Origin of the sequence: Pantoea sp. MT58, assembly GCF_014495885.1 — a bacterium.
Lineage (GTDB): Bacteria > Pseudomonadota > Gammaproteobacteria > Enterobacterales > Enterobacteriaceae > Pantoea > Pantoea eucalypti.
The window spans coordinates 605,963-621,861 of the sequence record NZ_CP061083.1 but is presented as its reverse complement, the minus strand read 5'-3'; the positions used below and the strand labels follow the sequence as shown (position 1 = coordinate 621,861).

11 protein-coding genes are annotated in these 15,899 nt (G+C 53.0%); 5 read left to right on the top strand and 6 right to left on the bottom strand.

Going from position 1 to position 15,899, the window contains the following annotated elements; genetic code table 11:
• Positions 1–52: 52 nt before the first annotated feature.
• Together IAI47_RS02990 and ddlA are read left to right on the top strand one after the other, a co-directional pair.
• Positions 53–1,852: a hypothetical protein gene (locus tag IAI47_RS02990; protein ID WP_187961168.1), complete on the top strand. Its 1,800-nt coding sequence runs from the start codon at positions 53–55 to the stop codon at positions 1,850–1,852.
• 1,306 nt (positions 1,853–3,158) lie between these two features.
• Positions 3,159–4,256, top strand: coding sequence for a D-alanine--D-alanine ligase (gene ddlA / locus IAI47_RS02985; RefSeq protein ID WP_008925753.1), 1,098 nt, complete (start codon positions 3,159–3,161; stop codon positions 4,254–4,256).
• A 20-nt stretch (positions 4,257–4,276) separates the two neighbouring features.
• On the opposite strand, the gene IAI47_RS02980 is transcribed toward ddlA, so the two are convergent.
• The 4 genes from IAI47_RS02980 to IAI47_RS02965 form a co-directional block, all read right to left on the bottom strand.
• Positions 4,277–5,698: a GGDEF domain-containing protein gene (locus IAI47_RS02980; RefSeq protein WP_008925754.1), complete on the bottom strand. Its 1,422-nt coding sequence runs from the start codon at positions 5,696–5,698 to the stop codon at positions 4,277–4,279.
• Positions 5,699–5,966: 268 nt separating this feature from the next.
• Positions 5,967–7,442, bottom strand: a complete 1,476-nt coding sequence (locus IAI47_RS02975; protein ID WP_008925755.1) for a SulP family inorganic anion transporter — start codon at positions 7,440–7,442, stop codon at positions 5,967–5,969.
• Positions 7,439–8,074 carry a carbonic anhydrase gene (locus tag IAI47_RS02970; RefSeq protein ID WP_008925756.1) on the bottom strand — a complete coding sequence of 212 codons (636 nt, stop codon included), beginning with the start codon at positions 8,072–8,074 and terminating at the stop codon, positions 7,439–7,441. Before IAI47_RS02970 ends, IAI47_RS02975 begins: the two co-directional genes overlap by 4 nt.
• A 569-nt stretch (positions 8,075–8,643) precedes the next feature.
• Positions 8,644–9,453, bottom strand: coding sequence for a 5'-nucleotidase, lipoprotein e(P4) family (locus IAI47_RS02965; protein ID WP_008925757.1), 810 nt, complete (start codon positions 9,451–9,453; stop codon positions 8,644–8,646).
• A 106-nt stretch (positions 9,454–9,559) separates the two neighbouring features.
• Here IAI47_RS02965 and IAI47_RS02960 point away from each other — a divergent pair, with 106 nt between their 5' ends.
• Together IAI47_RS02960 and IAI47_RS02955 are read left to right on the top strand one after the other, a co-directional pair.
• Entirely contained in the window at positions 9,560–10,267 is a 708-nt protein-coding gene (locus IAI47_RS02960; protein WP_008925758.1) for a polyphenol oxidase family protein, read from the top strand.
• Positions 10,268–10,459: 192 nt separating this feature from the next.
• Complete coding sequence (locus IAI47_RS02955) at positions 10,460–12,478, top strand: NADPH-dependent 2,4-dienoyl-CoA reductase (RefSeq protein WP_008925759.1); 2,019 nt, start codon at positions 10,460–10,462, stop codon at positions 12,476–12,478.
• Here the strand turns inward: IAI47_RS02955 and rlmG are convergent, their stop codons facing one another.
• Positions 12,479–13,597 carry a 23S rRNA (guanine(1835)-N(2))-methyltransferase RlmG gene (gene rlmG / locus IAI47_RS02950; RefSeq protein WP_008925760.1) on the bottom strand — a complete coding sequence of 373 codons (1,119 nt, stop codon included), beginning with the start codon at positions 13,595–13,597 and terminating at the stop codon, positions 12,479–12,481.
• An 83-nt stretch (positions 13,598–13,680) separates the two neighbouring features.
• On the opposite strand from rlmG, the gene IAI47_RS02945 reads away from it, so the two are divergent.
• Complete coding sequence (locus IAI47_RS02945; RefSeq protein ID WP_008925761.1) at positions 13,681–14,184, top strand: M48 family metallopeptidase; 504 nt, start codon at positions 13,681–13,683, stop codon at positions 14,182–14,184.
• On the opposite strand, the gene IAI47_RS02940 is transcribed toward IAI47_RS02945, so the two are convergent.
• Positions 14,181–15,869, bottom strand: a complete 1,689-nt coding sequence (locus tag IAI47_RS02940) for a chloride channel protein (RefSeq protein WP_008925762.1) — start codon at positions 15,867–15,869, stop codon at positions 14,181–14,183. The genes IAI47_RS02945 and IAI47_RS02940 overlap by 4 nt on opposite strands.
• Positions 15,870–15,899: the final 30 nt, after the last annotated feature.

Here is a 15,899-nt window from a genome sequence, read left to right as displayed (position 1 = left end):
AAATAATTAGCACCTCAATATTTAACCTCTGAAATAAAGTGGAATATTAAAAATGAATTTGACTGAAGTGATTGCTAAAGTTAACAGAATATTATCTCGCAAACGGACATCGCACTTAGATTTCTTATTTATTTTTTTCTGCGTCTGGACGCTAATTTCTGTTGGAGGAGAGGCACAGTATTATCTATTTAAATTCATTGGGAGTGATAGCGCAACCCTTTACGGTAGTGCGTTTGAAGATGCCATTGCAAAAATACCCGATCTGAATAAATATATATTAATGAGTTACTCATTACATGACAACTATAATTATATTGCAGCATTTTTAATAGTTTTGACGTCTTTATTTTTCCAGTCTTCTTTACAAATATTCTTTGCAAGCATAATCAGCTCAATACTTACATTAACAACTACAGATATCGCTCATCTTTTTTTTAGCAAAACACTTACAATCCAATCAGCAGTTGAATGTTTAATAGCAAATTTCTTTGGATCCCCAGTCATATCAGCATTTATAATATTTCTCTATTGTATTAAAAAAAATTTATTATCATTAAACAACGTCAACATTAAAGTTCGCCATTTAACTAGTTATATATCCTATATATTATTATGCCTTTTTATACTAATAGTCAGCTATTATATCATTTGTTTTTTTTATCGACCTACAAGCATCAACTTTAGCGTATCAACCTCTCAAGATTTTTCTGGAAATTACTTCACCACTAGCGAAAGAGATGATCAAAGAAAAACCAAAAAACAAGAAAAAAAAGAGGAATTCTCAATATTCGGTAAGCCTGTAAAGATTGAAAAAGAAGTTCAACTGACAGGTATGATTACTGAAATTAACTCTAAAACAAAAGAAGATGAATCCTACAATATAACACTTTCACTTTTTACTAACTGCCCAGATGATACCATTGCTAAAGCATTACCATCAGAATCATATAACTTTAGAAATGTTAAAAGCCTTAAAATAAAACCTTCTGAATCGATGTCAATGATTCGTATTAGTGATAAAAATGGCTATACAAAACTCACAGATGAAATAGTTAATTTATTTTCCGTCAAGAGAAATAGTAATAACGCCTATGACATTAACAAGACAAATGACGGAACAGCTTATTACTTCCCATCTCATACTGATGGAGGTATCTACATTGCCACTCCAACAATAGATTATGAAAAAAACAAGAATAAAAAAACCTCTAGTTTCACTTTGACTATCAATGGAATAACAAAAAAAATCAACATTGAAACTGAGCGCTTGCGGTCAAGTAAATTACACTCTCCATTAAAGTGCGAATCGGTATCAATTAATAAACTGGGCGAAAACCTACTTATTAAAAAAAGTGACGCTATGATTATAGGTTTATTTATAAAAATAGAGCCTAATTTAAAAGATGAGTTTTATACTCCTGAAATATCTAACGGCAATAGTCACTTTGAAATTAAAGGTGAAATATTATCTCTTATAAACAAAGACATCAATAAGGATAACTTCTTAAAAAATTACTTTAAAAATGGATATACAGGGGGAATAGTATTGCACTCATTCGATAAACTTTCAATTAATGGGAAAAATATTGAATCTAACAGAATGGATAACATCATAGCAATAGGAGATGATATTTACACTCATACATCTTTAGAAAACAACTTGGTTTCAACCGGGAAAGTAAGCCTTTTTTATAGGAATAGACTTAGAGAGAACAAAACTCTTTGGGAAGATTCTAGTGACAATACATTAGTACTTGGCGGTGCAGGCGCTTTAATTTTGAGTTTACTAACATTAGCCATAAAAATGATAATTTCAACACTCCGAAAAGACGAAAATATCAATATACATTAAATAATGTCAGCCAAGATGATTCTTGCTTTATCCTCTGGGGCTGTATAGATGAAGCGTGAGCGATTCTATGCAAGTTCGGATTGAGTGGCAGCAAAGTGGCAGCAGAACGCAACGCTATATGCCACTTTTCATCTGTATTAGGCCTAGGCAAGACATAAAAATCAGTAAGTTACTGATTTAACTCACTTCGAATTGGGACTCATAATACCCTGGTCGCTGGTTCAAACCCAGCAGGGGCCACCAAATTTAGTGATAAAAAAACATATACTTAAGCCGCTCGTTGAAGCGGCTTTTTTGTTACTGGCTTTTCGAGTGGCGGCAAAGTGGCGATGCATTTTCACTGCCATGGGAAATCCTCAACTGATTATCCTGAGCAGCCCGAATCAAGACCGTGAATTGCAGAGCCTTCTGCGAGTCTTTATCATCAATGGCACGGCTGGCGCCACACAGCAGAATCAGTAGACGGTTTCAAAGAGTCCACCACGCATCAATAATGGCTGAAGCCGGAAACAGCGACCCGGTTTCTCACCTGTAACTAACCCTCAACGCCTCTCATAAATCCGGCCCATTAAATATTAGCTTCATGTTAAAGTCATTGGCATTGCCTGACTCGAACAAGTGAGCAACAGCTATGCATCAGATTTTCGAAATACTCTCAGAGTTATTTAGCGCGTGGCCTGTCATGTCGGGAAAGCGAAAGGAGAAGAAGCCCGCCAAGGACACCAGGAAGATCTCAGGTCTTGCCTACGAACCTTTATGCAAGATAACGCCCGACCAAAAAAGAAATGATGTGCCGCACAAAGATGAGAGCAACTGAGAAAACGTACTCATCCTCATATTTGCTGGTGTGAACACAAGCGAGACTGGCAGAAGCTATCTTCCACGCTGACCGTTTTACCTCAGCTCACAGTTTTCATCCTCTCAAGCGGCACCGCGAATCGTCAGCGATAGTCCTGAATGTGGCGTCATCGCCACATCGCAGATCATTATCCCGAAAGCGCCCGCAACACCATACTGGGTAAGGTACGACAACGGGTTGTGATATTCTCCAGCCAAACCTGGCGATATCCCGCATTGCCCTCTGCCTGATCGTCAGATTTAGTCATCTCTCATCCTTTCTGATCTGCAACCGCTCTTCATCCGAAGTCATCCCTGCGACCTGTCGATAACGTATGGAGAAAAGGTAGCTGCGATTAAAACAACCTGACGAGGCAATTACTGTCGCCAGCATTTAGATTTCAGGTAATTTAACCCGCGCAAACCCCATGCTATCTTGTGGTTTTGATTTTTTCAGTGGGCAAAACAGATGACAAAGTTGCGGGTAGGGATCGTGTTTGGCGGGAAGTCGGCCGAGCATGAGGTGTCGTTGCAGTCGGCCAAAAATATCCTTGAGGCGATCGACAAAACCAGGTTTGACGTGGTGTTGCTGGGCATCGACAAACAGGGACACTGGCGTCTGAATGATGCGTCCAACTTCTTACTTAACGCTGAAAATCCGGCGCTGATCGCACTGAATCACGCCGCTGAAGATGTGGCGCTGGTGCCGGGCAAGACGCAGCAGCAGATCATCACCCGTCACAACGCCCATCCACTGTCGCAAATCGACGTTATCTTCCCGATTGTTCACGGTACGCTGGGTGAAGATGGTTCTCTGCAGGGTCTGCTACGTATGGCCTCTTTACCGTTCGTCGGGTCCGATGTGCTGGGTTCTGCGGTGAGCATGGACAAAGATTTCACCAAACGCCTGCTACGCGATGCCGGCCTCAACGTCGCGCCGTGGCTGAGCGTCACTCAGGCACAACGCGCCCATCTGGATCCAGAGGCCGTGATTGCCCGCTTTGGACTGCCGCTATTTATCAAACCCGCCAACCAGGGTTCTTCAGTGGGCGTGAGCAAAGTAGATAGCATTGAAGAGTTTGATGCCGCGCTGGCACTGGCTTTCTCCTTTGACCGCAAAGTACTGATTGAACAGGGGATAAAAGGTCGGGAGATTGAGTGCGCGGTGCTGGGCAACGATGCACCTGAAGCCAGCCCCTGCGGCGAAGTGGTGGTGCATGACGCCTTCTACTCGTATGACACCAAATATATTTCTGAGAACGGAGCACAGACGGTGGTCCCGGCGGCCATCGCAGCGGAAACCAGCGATGCGATTCGTGATGTCGCCATCAAGGCCTTTACCGCGCTGGAGTGCTTTGGCATGGCGCGCGTCGATGTGTTCCTGACTGACGCCGGCGAAATTATCGTCAATGAAGTGAATACCCTGCCCGGCTTTACCAACATCAGCATGTACCCGAAACTCTGGCAGGCAGCCGGGCTCAGCTATCGGGATCTGATCAGCCGTCTGATAGACCTGGCGATTGAACGCCACCAGCAGGCCAGCACGCTGAAAAGCAGCGTCAGCTGACCCGCCCCGGCGGCGTGGCGTTATGCCACGTCGCTGGAGATGCCGCAATAGTTGACGGGTGAGGTCTGATTACGGCCATTGCGCTTCGAGAGATAGAGGTTTTTATCCGCCGCCGAAATGAGCCGGTTAATCACACGGTGCCACTCCGTCGCTTCTCCGGCACTGCTATGCGCCAGTCCCAGACTGACGGTCACGGTAGCCGTACTGCCCTGTAGCCAGAATTTCTCTTTCGCCATCTTCTGCCGGATGCTCTCGGCGAGAAAATAAAGCTTTGCGGGATTCTGGTCGAACAGCACCACCACAAATTCCTCTCCGCCAAACCGGCAGACGCGTCCCTCTTTACCGATAACCTGCTGCATCCGGCGAGCGATCTCTTCCAGCACGCTGTCTCCCGCGTCATGACCAAAATTATCATTAATCGCTTTGAAGTAGTCGACATCCAACAGAATCACACCCACCTTACGATCCGGGAAAATAGGCTCCGCACGCAGGCTTTCATATAAGCCGGAACGCGACAGCAGCCGGGTCAGGAAATCGTAATTCGCGCGCAGCGCGAGCCGTTGATTCAGCTGGCGAATGGCATCCATGCTCGCGGCCACGATCAGCGGGCTAATTGCGATAGTCGCCACACCCAGCCGCGCCGAGGTCAGGTGGCTGACGGGCAGAAGGGTATCATCGCCCTGAATGTTCATTACGCCGTGCGAAACCAGAATGATTTCGACAATACCGCTCAGCAGAATCACCAGGCTGGTCAGCGGCATCGGCAACACGATGGCACACCACACCAGCGCCGGAACCGGTAACGTCAGGCTACCTGCGCCACCCATTATTGCCCCAATCATCATCGAAAAGATCAGAGCGATAACGGGTGCCAGCTTGCGCAGCTGCAAAAACTGGCGGGCTGACAGCGACGACCAGTCACGCGTCAGCAAAAACGGCAGCACCATGAGCCCGGTAGAGAACTGCTCACTAAACCACTCACCCCAGGCCATCGCCAGACCGACAGTGAAATCAGCCTGCTGTGCCAGTGCCCCCCAGCTGGCACAGGCTAACGCGGCCAGCAGGCAGGCGGGGAAAATACGTAACACATTGATAATACGCTCCCTTCCGGAATCATTCTGACGATGCTTTATCAGCAGCGTAACCGCTATCAGCACAAACAGAAGATTCGCCAGGTTCAGCGTGAAGGCAGAAAGCGCCCAGCCTGAAAAAACAGTGTCGTTAAACACCATGCCAGCAAACGTAGCCAGGTAATAGCGGGTCTGATGCAGATAAGGATTTCGGACGATAACGCCAGTGACGATCGCGTTGACTGGCCAGAACAGTGACAGCTCCTGTGGGATGCGCAGGTGTCCGCCGATAAAGCAAAATAACAACGTCACTAAAAACAGCGAAAATGCGTTCTTCTTAGCGTTGTGCTCTTCAAACAGCTGCATGCGCATACATCCGGACCTTGTCGCAGAGAGGCTGGCTGTCCACGTCAGCCTGCACAGGCGCGTGGTGTCAGAATGATTAAATCCTGGATACTCTCACTGTCATCCGACGGTCAACCGCCCTTCCTGGGCTGACTCCGCAAAGTGACCCTGAAGAGTCTAACCCCATCAGATGACAGTAAAAATTGGGGACTTATTATGCCTCGCAAATAAAAAAATCGGATATCCGAGATATCCGATTTTTGCCTCTCAAACGACTTTACCGTTGCGTTTATCGCTATTTTACCGCAACCGGCCACTGACTCAGGCGAATGCCGCGTTTATCAGCGTTATCGCCAAAATCTTTCAGCACCGCTTTGACGTCGGGATCGATATATTCCGCATTGTCGTTATCAACGATGACCACGCTGTTCTCTGGGATCTCATCCAGCAATCCCTGGAGCCTGGGATTATGCATAAAGGTCAGGTTCTGCTGAAAGCGCAGCACATAGTGGTCATCATAGCGGGTGAGCTGCAGTGCGTTGCGATGACTCTTGTAGATGCTATAGAGGATCTGGGTGGCGATACCGATGCCAATACCGACCAGCATACCCAGCGTGATAATCCCAACGATGGTGGCCAGAAACGGCACGTACTGCTGCGCGCCCATCCGGAACTGCTCAACGAACAGTCGCGGTGTCGCCAGTTTATAACCGGTATAGAGCAGTACGGCAGCGAGGCTGGCCAGCGGAATGGCATTCAGCATCTCGCTAAACCACATGCCGCAAATCAGCAGCAGTACACCGTGAATGAAAATCGACAATTTGGTCTGCGCGCCCGCGCTGACGTTCACTGAACTGCGCACAATCACCGCCGTGATCGGCATCGCGCCAAGGAAACCGGCCACCAGGTTACCGATACCCTGCGCGAACATCTCTTTGTTGGGCGACGGCGCGGGCGTCTGAGGACGCAGTTTTTTCAGCGCCTCCTGGCTCAGCAGAGTTTCCAGACTGGCGACCAGGGCTAAGGTCACCGCAACCACCCAGACCTGCGGATTCTGCCAGGCCATCCAGTCAGGCGTTTCCAGCTCCGCCACCAGCGCAGAGACGCTGTCAAAAGCGGGCAGCGAAATGCGAGCCAGACCCTGCGTCATCTCAGGAAACAGCCTCCCACCCATCACGGTAGCCAGGCAGCCGATGAGCACGGCAATCAGCGGGCCGGGGATCCAGGCCAGCGCCTTGATCCGTTTCACCGGTGCGGTGGTCCAGAGACATAAAATGGCCAGACCAACACCTGCTACCACGATGGCGGGCAGCGAGAAGGTCATCTCGCCGGTCACCAGCGACACCAGCTCCGCATCGCCAGCGGCACCCAGTGCCACCGGGATCTGCTGCATGATGAGCAGCAAACCAATCGCCGCCAGCATCCCTTTGATAACGCTGCCCGGCACCAGCGAAATAAACCGTCCGGCACGCAGCAGACCAAACAGGCATTGCAGCGCCCCGGCAATAATCAGTGCGGTGAGAAACGCGGAGAAGCTGCCTAGCGACGCCATTGAGGCGACCACGATAGTGACCAGGCCCGCTGCCGGGCCACTGACGGCAAATCGGGATGGACTCAGCGACGTCACGACCAGACCGCCAATCACACCCGTCAGCAGACCGGCAAACGGCGGTAATCCGCTGGCCTGTGCGATGCCAAGACAGAGCGGTAAGGCGACCAGAAACACCACCAGACCCGCCGGAATATCGCGACGCAGGGTATCGAGGTTCATAATGAAGGTTCCTCTGCAGATTGATGAATCAGTTCTTTGAGATGACCGGAGCGCAGGTCATAAACACAACCAAACACCTCCAGTTCCTGGCCCGATTGCCAGATTTGCCGGACCGGTTCAGATTTCACCAGTCTGGCGAATTGCGCCTTCACGTTGGCCTCAACCAGCCGATCAAGCTGTTCACCCGGCGCCACGTCTGAGGCCGGGCTTTCTGCCAGCCCCTGCTGAATATCATTTCGCAGCGTCTGAATACGTCTCGCCAGCGCGCTTTCCTGTCCGTCCAGCACGCTGCCCGGCAGGTTTTGCGCGGCTTCTACGCCGCCACAGCCATAGTGGCCGCTAAGGACAATGCGTTTCACACCGAGAAAGAAGAGCGCGTATTGCAGTACGCTCAGCAAATTGTCGTCGTCCTCAATCACCATGTTGGCGATATTACGATGTACAAAGAGTTCGCCAGGATGTGAGCCGGTTAATACCTCAGCCGGAACGCGACTATCAGAGCAACCTATCCAGAGTGAGTGCGGCTTTTGCTGATGAAGGAATTTTTTAAAATAATCCGGATTACGCTGGCGGCGCTGCAAGGCCCAACTGCGATTTTTCGCTAATAAGGGTTTAAGTGTCGTCACAATCATCTTCTCTCTACTACCGGGATGTCGCATCCTGGCTAACCACAACATGTGTCGGCACACAAATAAAGCATGAGCCGCCAAGGAAATAAGAACTGAATCACAGAAAAAGGTTATAGACGCTAACCATTTCCAATGCACGGGCAATATTTCACAACGCTTTGTTCTCACGGGTTTTGTCAGTTTGCCGTCAGTAAGAGTCAGGGTTACGTAAATTTAATTAAGCAGCAAAGATGAAAAGGAATCACCAGAATTAATTTTTAATAGATTAAAATCATGATTTTAGAAAATTAACTAAAGTTAATGCTGACAAATAAATACAAGCACTAACAAAGGGGGTTTTCAGCACCATACCAGTCAGCGTTCATTTCACCAGGAATCCTCTTAATTAAAAAATTAACCATTAGCACAATCAACCGGCTTAATGGGTATAAGCCAGTCAGATATACCTGTATTGAGTTAAGAAGGGAGCAAGAGATGATTAATTTAATTTGCAGGAAAATAGTGACGACAGTAAGTAAATAAGGACCAATAATAAACAGAGCCTGAACGAGCAGGCTCTTTTTCTTGACGAATTATTTACCGTTCCAGCTCTGCAGACGTGATTCACGCACCGACAACTGCTGTTCCGGGGTCAGCTTATTGTAGTTTTCCGCCATTCCGCTCTCCCAGTCGCCGTAGAGTGGATTAGGTAACACGATAAACTGCGTCCCGAACTGCTGATGATTAAGATTCACGAAATCGCGACGCGTCTGATTCCCTTTATGCCAGGTCGCCCCACCAAAATCGTTGAGGTTATCGCCGACGTAAAGCACCACGTTATAGCCCGCATTTTTGATGGCATCGAAACGTGCCTGCTTATTGGAGCTGTCGGTATTCAGACGTACCGTTTTATCGCTGACGTCAGGGAAGCCGAGCTGCTGCATATTGGCGACCGTGGCAGCGTAATCTTTCTGATCGCGGTTCGACACATAAAACAGCGTGCCGCCATTTTCTGTCACATGACGCGCGAACTCAACCGCGCCCGGCACCGCTTTCGCCTGACGCGCCTGCGTCCAGGCTGACCAGGTTTTGCTGCTGAACGGCTGGCCGTTTTTCGCCTGCCACGCGCTGTAGGCGCTGTTATCCAGCATGGTTTCATCCAGATCGACAATCACCGCTTTGGGTTTGCCGGTCAGCGACGGTGCCTGATCAAATGCCATGCGCGCGGTGTTAAACGCCTGCCAGGTCAGCGCCTGATATTCGCCAGACTGCTGGAACCAGTTTACAGCCAGCACCGATTGCTGACCGAGTTGCTGTTGCGCGGTCTGATGTGTCGACGAGGCGCAGCCGGTCAGGAGCAGCGCGACCAGTCCGGATGCTGCGAGTTTTGCGGAGGTTTTCATCATTTCATCCTTAAGGTGAGAAAGGTCTGAGGAGAAGCTTCAAAAATGTAGCAGTTAACGTAAGCTGTTGGCAGCCCAATGCACGCTGTTATAACAGGAGATTCTTATGGCCGTGATCCCGCGCTCGCCGTTGCTCGATTCGCTGGAGTGGCTCGATTATGCGTTTCAGCCAGCCGGTGAGCCACCTCCCGCCGATGCCGCCTATGGACATCAGCGCCACAGCGCAACCGTGGTCACCGATAGTGAGAACATTCCGCCCAAAAGCTGTGAGTCCGATGGCGTGATCGGCAGCGGAATGCGACCGGTAGCGGTCTACACCGCCGATTGTCTGCCGGTGCTGTTCGCCGACCGCCAACAGCGGATCGTGGCGGCGGTGCATGCCGGACTTAAGGGCACACTGGCGGGTGTGCTGACCCGCGCCGTGGAAAAACTGGGCGAGCAGGGCTGCAACCCGCAGGATCTGGTGGTGGCGATTGGCCCGGCGATGGGCCCCTGCTGCTATGAGCTGGCCGAACCGCAGCTGGCGGAGATTGCGCAGAACCCAGCGTTTGCCAGCGGGCTACGCTGGCACCGGAATCAACCGGTAAACCCACAAGCACAACGTCCACAGGCCGCAGCCCATCAGCAGGGTGTCTGGTTCGATCTGCCCGCACTGGCGACGCAGCTGCTGGTCAACGCGGGTGTGCCGGCCGCGCAGATCGACAACGTTAATGTCTGCACCTATTGCATGGCCGAGAGCGGTTCCAGCTACCGCTTCAATACCCACCATAGCAGCGGCTATCGCTCGCGCTATTCGTGGATCCGGCGGCGTTAACGGTTTCAGAGCCAGAAACATTAAAAGCCACGGATGGCCGTGTTGCTTAAGGCCCGGGTTCCCTGCGCACGCTCGCCCTGCTCACCTGCCGATGTTTATGATTTCACTCACACCCTGACATTCTTTCACTTTTTTTTAATGCAGAAGGGGCTAGAGTAAACTCATCCGACCACTTTGCTGTGAGTGACTACCATGTCCGTCAATCCTGATTATCCTGCGCTGTTTACGCCGCTGGATCTTGGCTTTACCCGCCTGAAAAACCGCTTTCTGATGGGGTCGATGCATACCGGCCTGGAAGAGCATCCGGATGGCGCAGCCCGGCTGGCGGTGTTCTACGGCGAGCGGGCACGGGAAGGCGTAGCGCTGATTGTCACCGGCGGCATCGCCCCCAATGCGCAGGGTGTTACCACCGCGCATGGCGCGATGCTCACCGACGAAGCACAATGCAGCTGGCATCGACAAATCACAGAAGCGGTGCATCAGCATCAGGGCAAAATCGCCCTGCAGATCCTGCATACCGGTCGTTACAGCTATCAGCCCGATCTGGTCGCGCCCTCCGCCCGTCAGGCACCGATTAACCCGTTTACGCCCCAGGCGATGAGCGAGGCGGCGATTGAACAGACCATTGATGACTTCGCCCGCTGCGCCCGGCTGGCCCAGCAGGCAGGTTACGATGGTGTGGAGATCATGGGGTCCGAAGGCTACCTGATTAATCAGTTTCTGGTGAAACACACCAATCAGCGCACCGACCGCTGGGGCGGCGACTTCCGGCAACGGATGCAGTTCGCGCTGGCAATTACCCGTGCCGTTCGCGCAGCTACCGGTGACGCCTTTATCATTATCTTCCGGCTGTCGATGCTCGACCTGATCGAAGAAGGCAGTTCGCTGGAGGAGACCCTGTTGCTGGCGGGCGAGCTGGAACAGTGCGGCGTCACGCTGTTCAATACCGGCATCGGCTGGCACGAAGCGCGCATCCCGACCATCGCCACCTGCGTGCCACGCGCGGCCTTTGCCTGGGTGACGCAGCGCCTGCGTGCCCACATTTCGGTGCCGGTGATCGCCACCAACCGTATTAACCATCCCGCTGTCGCTGAGGCGCTGCTGCAGTCGGGCTGTGCCGATATGGTGTCGATGGCACGCCCTTTCCTCGCCGACCCCGCCTTTGTCAGCAAAGCGCAGCGCGGCGAACCGGACAGCATCAACACCTGCATCGCCTGTAATCAGGCCTGCCTCGACCAGGTGTTCGCCGGTAAAATCACCTCCTGCCTGGTCAATCCGCGCGCCTGCCATGAGTCGCTGATGCCGGTCATCGCCAGCACCGCACCGCGCAGACTGGCAGTAGTGGGTGCCGGCCCGGCCGGAATGGCGTTTGCCCTGCAGGCGGCGCAGCGCGGACATCAGGTGACGCTCTATGAGGCCGCGCCCGAGATTGGCGGTCAGTTCAATATTGCCCGGCAGATCCCCGGCAAATCTGAGTTCAGTGAAACGCTGCGTTATTTCCGCTATCAGCTGGCGGCAGCAGGCGTGACGGTTCAGACGGGCTGTCGGGTCACGCCCGATCAGCTGAGTGACGCCGATGAGGTGGTGCTGGCAACCGGCATTAAGCCGCGTACACCGGCTATTCCGGGCATCCATCACCCCAGTGTGCTGAGTTATCTGGAGGTGCTGCGCGATAAGCGCCCGGTGGGTAAACGGGTGGCGATTATTGGCGCGGGTGGGATTGGCTTTGATGTGGCGGAGTATCTGTCTCAGCCGTCGCATGACGAGGACCTGGCGGCGTTTTACGCCGAATGGGGCATCGACCACAGCCTGACACAGCGCGGCGGCCTGGTTGCCCCACAGCCGCCTGCCGCATCACGGCAAATCTGGCTATTGCAGCGCCGATCAGGGAAACCGGGTGCCGGGCTGGCAAAAACGACCGGCTGGATTCATCGCACCAGCCTTCAGGCGCGCGGCGTGGAGATGTGGGGCGGCATTGAATATCTGGCCATTGATGACAGCGGCCTGCACCTGCGGCGTAACGGTGAAACGCTGCTGCTGGAGGTGGATAACGTGATTATCTGTGCCGGCCAGGAGCCGCAGCGCGAACTGGAAGCCGCGCTGCGTGCAAAAGGACAGGTGGTAACCGTAATAGGCGGCGCAGATGTCGCGGAGGAACTGGATGCGCGCCGCGCGATTGCGCAGGCAACGCAACTCGCTTTGACGATCTGACTAGCGCATTTTCACCGCGCGCAGCACCACAAACTTCTGGTTTGAGGCGATCAGTGTACAGTTGCCGAACAACTTCTTCAGCTTGTGGTGATAATCGAGGTGGCGGTTGCCGACAATGCGCAACTCGCCGCCATACTGAAGGCAGCGTTTCGCATCGCGGAACATCTGCCATGCCAGATGATCGGTAACAGCGTGCTGCTGATGGAATGGCGGGTTGCACAGCACCGCGTGCAGCCGATCTGATGGATAGCCGCTCAGCACGTTATTCACCAGGAACTGACAGCGCGACAGGTCATCAGGACGGTTTACTTCCACGTTAAGCTTGCTGGAGGCGACCGCCATATAAGACTCATCAAGGAAATGCACCTCGGCCTGCGGATTCTGCTCCAGCGCCACCAGCCCTACCACACCGTTGCCACAGCCCAGATCGACAATCTCACCTTCAATGTTTTCCGGCAGATGCTGCACAAACAGCCGTGCACCGATATCCAGCGAAGAACGCGAGAAGACGTTAGCGTAGTTGTGGATCTGATAAGGGGTGCCATCCAGCGGCCAGACCAGCGTCGGCGTGGCCTCACGCAGTTCAGGCTGACTGAACTGGCTGTAGATCAGGCGCGCTTTTTTCCAGGCCAGTGAGGTTTTGGTTTCACCGATGATCTGTTCGAACAGCTGCAGAGTCGAGTTGTGGATCTCTTTGGCACGCGCCGCCGCCACAATCACCGTATCTGGCGTGACGACTTCACGAATAGCACGCAGCTGATGCTCCAGCAACGCCAGCGTTTTAGGCACTTTAATCAGCACCGCCGCCGGAGCCGCGGGCAGCTCAGCCAGGCTATCAACAAAGTGTACGTTGCTGTCATCCATCTCATTGAAGCTCAGATTTTGGCGGGCGGCCTGCTGGCTCAGCCAGGAGTCGCTGACGTGCCAGACAGTGCGCGGATTCAGGGCGCAGGTTAACGCCCCGAAGCTGTCGTTGAAGATCAGCACGGGTCCTTCTGGCAGCGCCTGCTGTAACAGGTATTCATCAGCCGCATCCCAGGCTTGTAATGGACTTTCGTCACGCATCTGCGGGAAGCGATGCAGGATCAGTGTGCGATCGTTCAGTTCAAGTTGGCTCATGAATTCTCCGGCGTGGTACACTTTGATTGATTTTCGCCCCAAAATCGGGGGCGCAGTATACTGTCTTTCGCCAGGAATCCCTAATGTCCTCACTGATCTACCTTCAGGGTTATCCTGCCCCTCTTCTTGAGCAGGTCCAGACGCTAATCGCCCACCAGCGCTTAGGTGCATTTCTGCAGGAACGCTATCCTGACACCCACGACGTGATCAGTGATAAGGCGCTGTATGACTACACGCAGGCGCTGAAAAACCGCTATATGCGCAACGCGCCGCCAATCAGCAAAGTGATGTGGGATAACAAGATCAAGGTGATGAAGCATGCACTCGGGCTGCACACGGCTATCTCGCGGATTCAGGGCGGCAAACTCAAGGCGAAAGCGGAAATCCGTATCTCAACCTTCTTCCGCCTCGCCCCTGAGCCATTTCTGAGGATGATCGTGGTGCATGAGCTGGCCCACCTGAAAGAGAAAGATCACGATAAAGCGTTTTACCAGCTCTGCTGCCATATGGAGCCGGATTACCATCAGCTCGAATTTGACGCACGCCTGTGGATGACTGACCAGGCGATGCGCGGCAATGCGGCTTAAAGAAACTCCTGCGCTTTCTGAATCAGGCTGGTTTTAGTCAGCGCCCCCAGAAAGCGTCGCTCCTGAGGATTATTCAGCACCGGCAGACGCTCCAGCGTGACCGCGGCAAACGCCTCCCATCCCTCACGCATGCTCTGATTCTGAAAGACCACCGGGAAATCCTGATCCATGACGCACTGCACCGGGGAGTCGAGGGTGATCTCCTGCGCCAGTACCCGGCGCGAAATCTCATGGATCGAGACCACACCGAGGAAAGCACCTGCGGCGTTGATCACATAGACGTAGCGCTCACGCTTCAGCGAACTGACCGCCAGCGCCTGCCCCACTGACTCCTCCGGCTGCAATGCCGCACCGGGAATAATCAGCTCAGCTATACGCATGTTATCGAAATCATACTTCGCCTCTGAACGGCTGAAGTGATGACTCACCACTGGATAGGTACTGGCGGATTGCAGGCGATAAACCACCATCGACGCCAGCACTGTTGCTATCATCAGCGGAAACAGCAGGCTGCTATTCAGCGTCATCTCCAGCACCATCAGCATCGCCATCAATGGCGCCTGACTGACCGCCGCCAGCACCGCCGCCATGCCAATCGCGGCATAAAGCAGCACATTGCCCAGCGGCAGATGCAGCGCCGCCCCGATCATCGCGATAATCACCCCAAGCAGCGCGCCTATCAGCAGCGAAGGCGTAAAGAGTCCGCCGACAGCGTTGGACCCCACAGACAGGCTGGTGGCGAGGGTCTTCAGCACCAGCAACAGCAGTAATCCCGGCAGCAGATAGTCGCCTGCCATGACTTTGACGATCACTTCGTAGCCGTTGCCGAGAATATCAGTTGAGATCAGCGCCAGTAAGCCGACGGCGAATCCACCCGCGCCCAGGCGCAAGGGCAGAGAAGCGATGCCGCTGAACAACACTTTGCTGCGGGCGATGCATTTAATCAGAAGCCAGCCCGCCAGACCGGCGCTCAAACCAATGACCACCGTCATCAACAGGCTGCTGAGATCCATGGCGAAGTTTGCGTCTGCCAGCGGATAGAGCGCGCTACGGAAGCCCAGCGTCCACATGGTCATCACCGCTGTCGCCGACGCGATAATCAGAGGGATCAGCCGCTGCAACGCAGAAATGCCAAACGCAATCTCCGCCACAAAAATCGCCGAGGCCAGCGGCGCATGATAGACCGACGCCAGGCCCGCCGCAGCCGCCATCGCCACCACGTCACTGTTTTTCAGGTTCAGTGAGGCCGGTAACAGGCGGCCAATCGCACTGCCGCACAGCGCCGAAAGCTGCACCATCGGCCCCTCTTTACCGATCGACGCACCGCTGCCGATACTGGCAATCGACGATAAGGCACGGAACAGCGAGGTTCGCGTCGGTACCGCATCGAGTCGGGCGTTGATCACTTCAAGATAATCCGTTTTCACCGTCTGCTGTTGCTCAATGGCGACCGCATAACGCAAAAAATAGCCCGCCAGCACCCCGCCCGCCCCCACCAGCAGCGGCCAGAAGATCCACGGCCAGAGATGCAGGGATTCGGTAATTTCGCCACTTCGGGCAAAGAGCAGATGGTTGATCAGTTCTATCACGCCGCGAAAAGCCAGCGTCACCAGCGACGCCGCACACCCGACCGGAATGGCGATCAGTAGTGTGGTCCAGTTTAATGCGTGCTTACTTGCTTTCACCTTCGCTCCCTGGTTGATGCCTGAATATCA

Excerpts from the sequence above, each read along its gene's own strand:
- IAI47_RS02990 (WP_187961168.1), top strand. The coding sequence starts at position 53 with ATGAATTTGACTGAAGTGATTGCTAAAGTTAACAGAATATTATCTCGC.
- ddlA (WP_008925753.1), top strand. The coding sequence starts at position 3,159 with ATGACAAAGTTGCGGGTAGGGATCGTGTTTGGCGGGAAGTCGGCCGAG.
- IAI47_RS02980 (WP_008925754.1), bottom strand. The coding sequence starts at position 5,698 with ATGCGCATGCAGCTGTTTGAAGAGCACAACGCTAAGAAGAACGCATTT.
- IAI47_RS02975 (WP_008925755.1), bottom strand. The coding sequence starts at position 7,442 with ATGAACCTCGATACCCTGCGTCGCGATATTCCGGCGGGTCTGGTGGTG.
- IAI47_RS02970 (WP_008925756.1), bottom strand. The coding sequence starts at position 8,074 with ATGATTGTGACGACACTTAAACCCTTATTAGCGAAAAATCGCAGTTGG.
- IAI47_RS02965 (WP_008925757.1), bottom strand. The coding sequence starts at position 9,453 with ATGAAAACCTCCGCAAAACTCGCAGCATCCGGACTGGTCGCGCTGCTC.
- IAI47_RS02960 (WP_008925758.1), top strand. The coding sequence starts at position 9,560 with ATGGCCGTGATCCCGCGCTCGCCGTTGCTCGATTCGCTGGAGTGGCTC.
- IAI47_RS02955 (WP_008925759.1), top strand. The coding sequence starts at position 10,460 with ATGTCCGTCAATCCTGATTATCCTGCGCTGTTTACGCCGCTGGATCTT.
- rlmG (WP_008925760.1), bottom strand. The coding sequence starts at position 13,597 with ATGAGCCAACTTGAACTGAACGATCGCACACTGATCCTGCATCGCTTC.
- IAI47_RS02945 (WP_008925761.1), top strand. The coding sequence starts at position 13,681 with ATGTCCTCACTGATCTACCTTCAGGGTTATCCTGCCCCTCTTCTTGAG.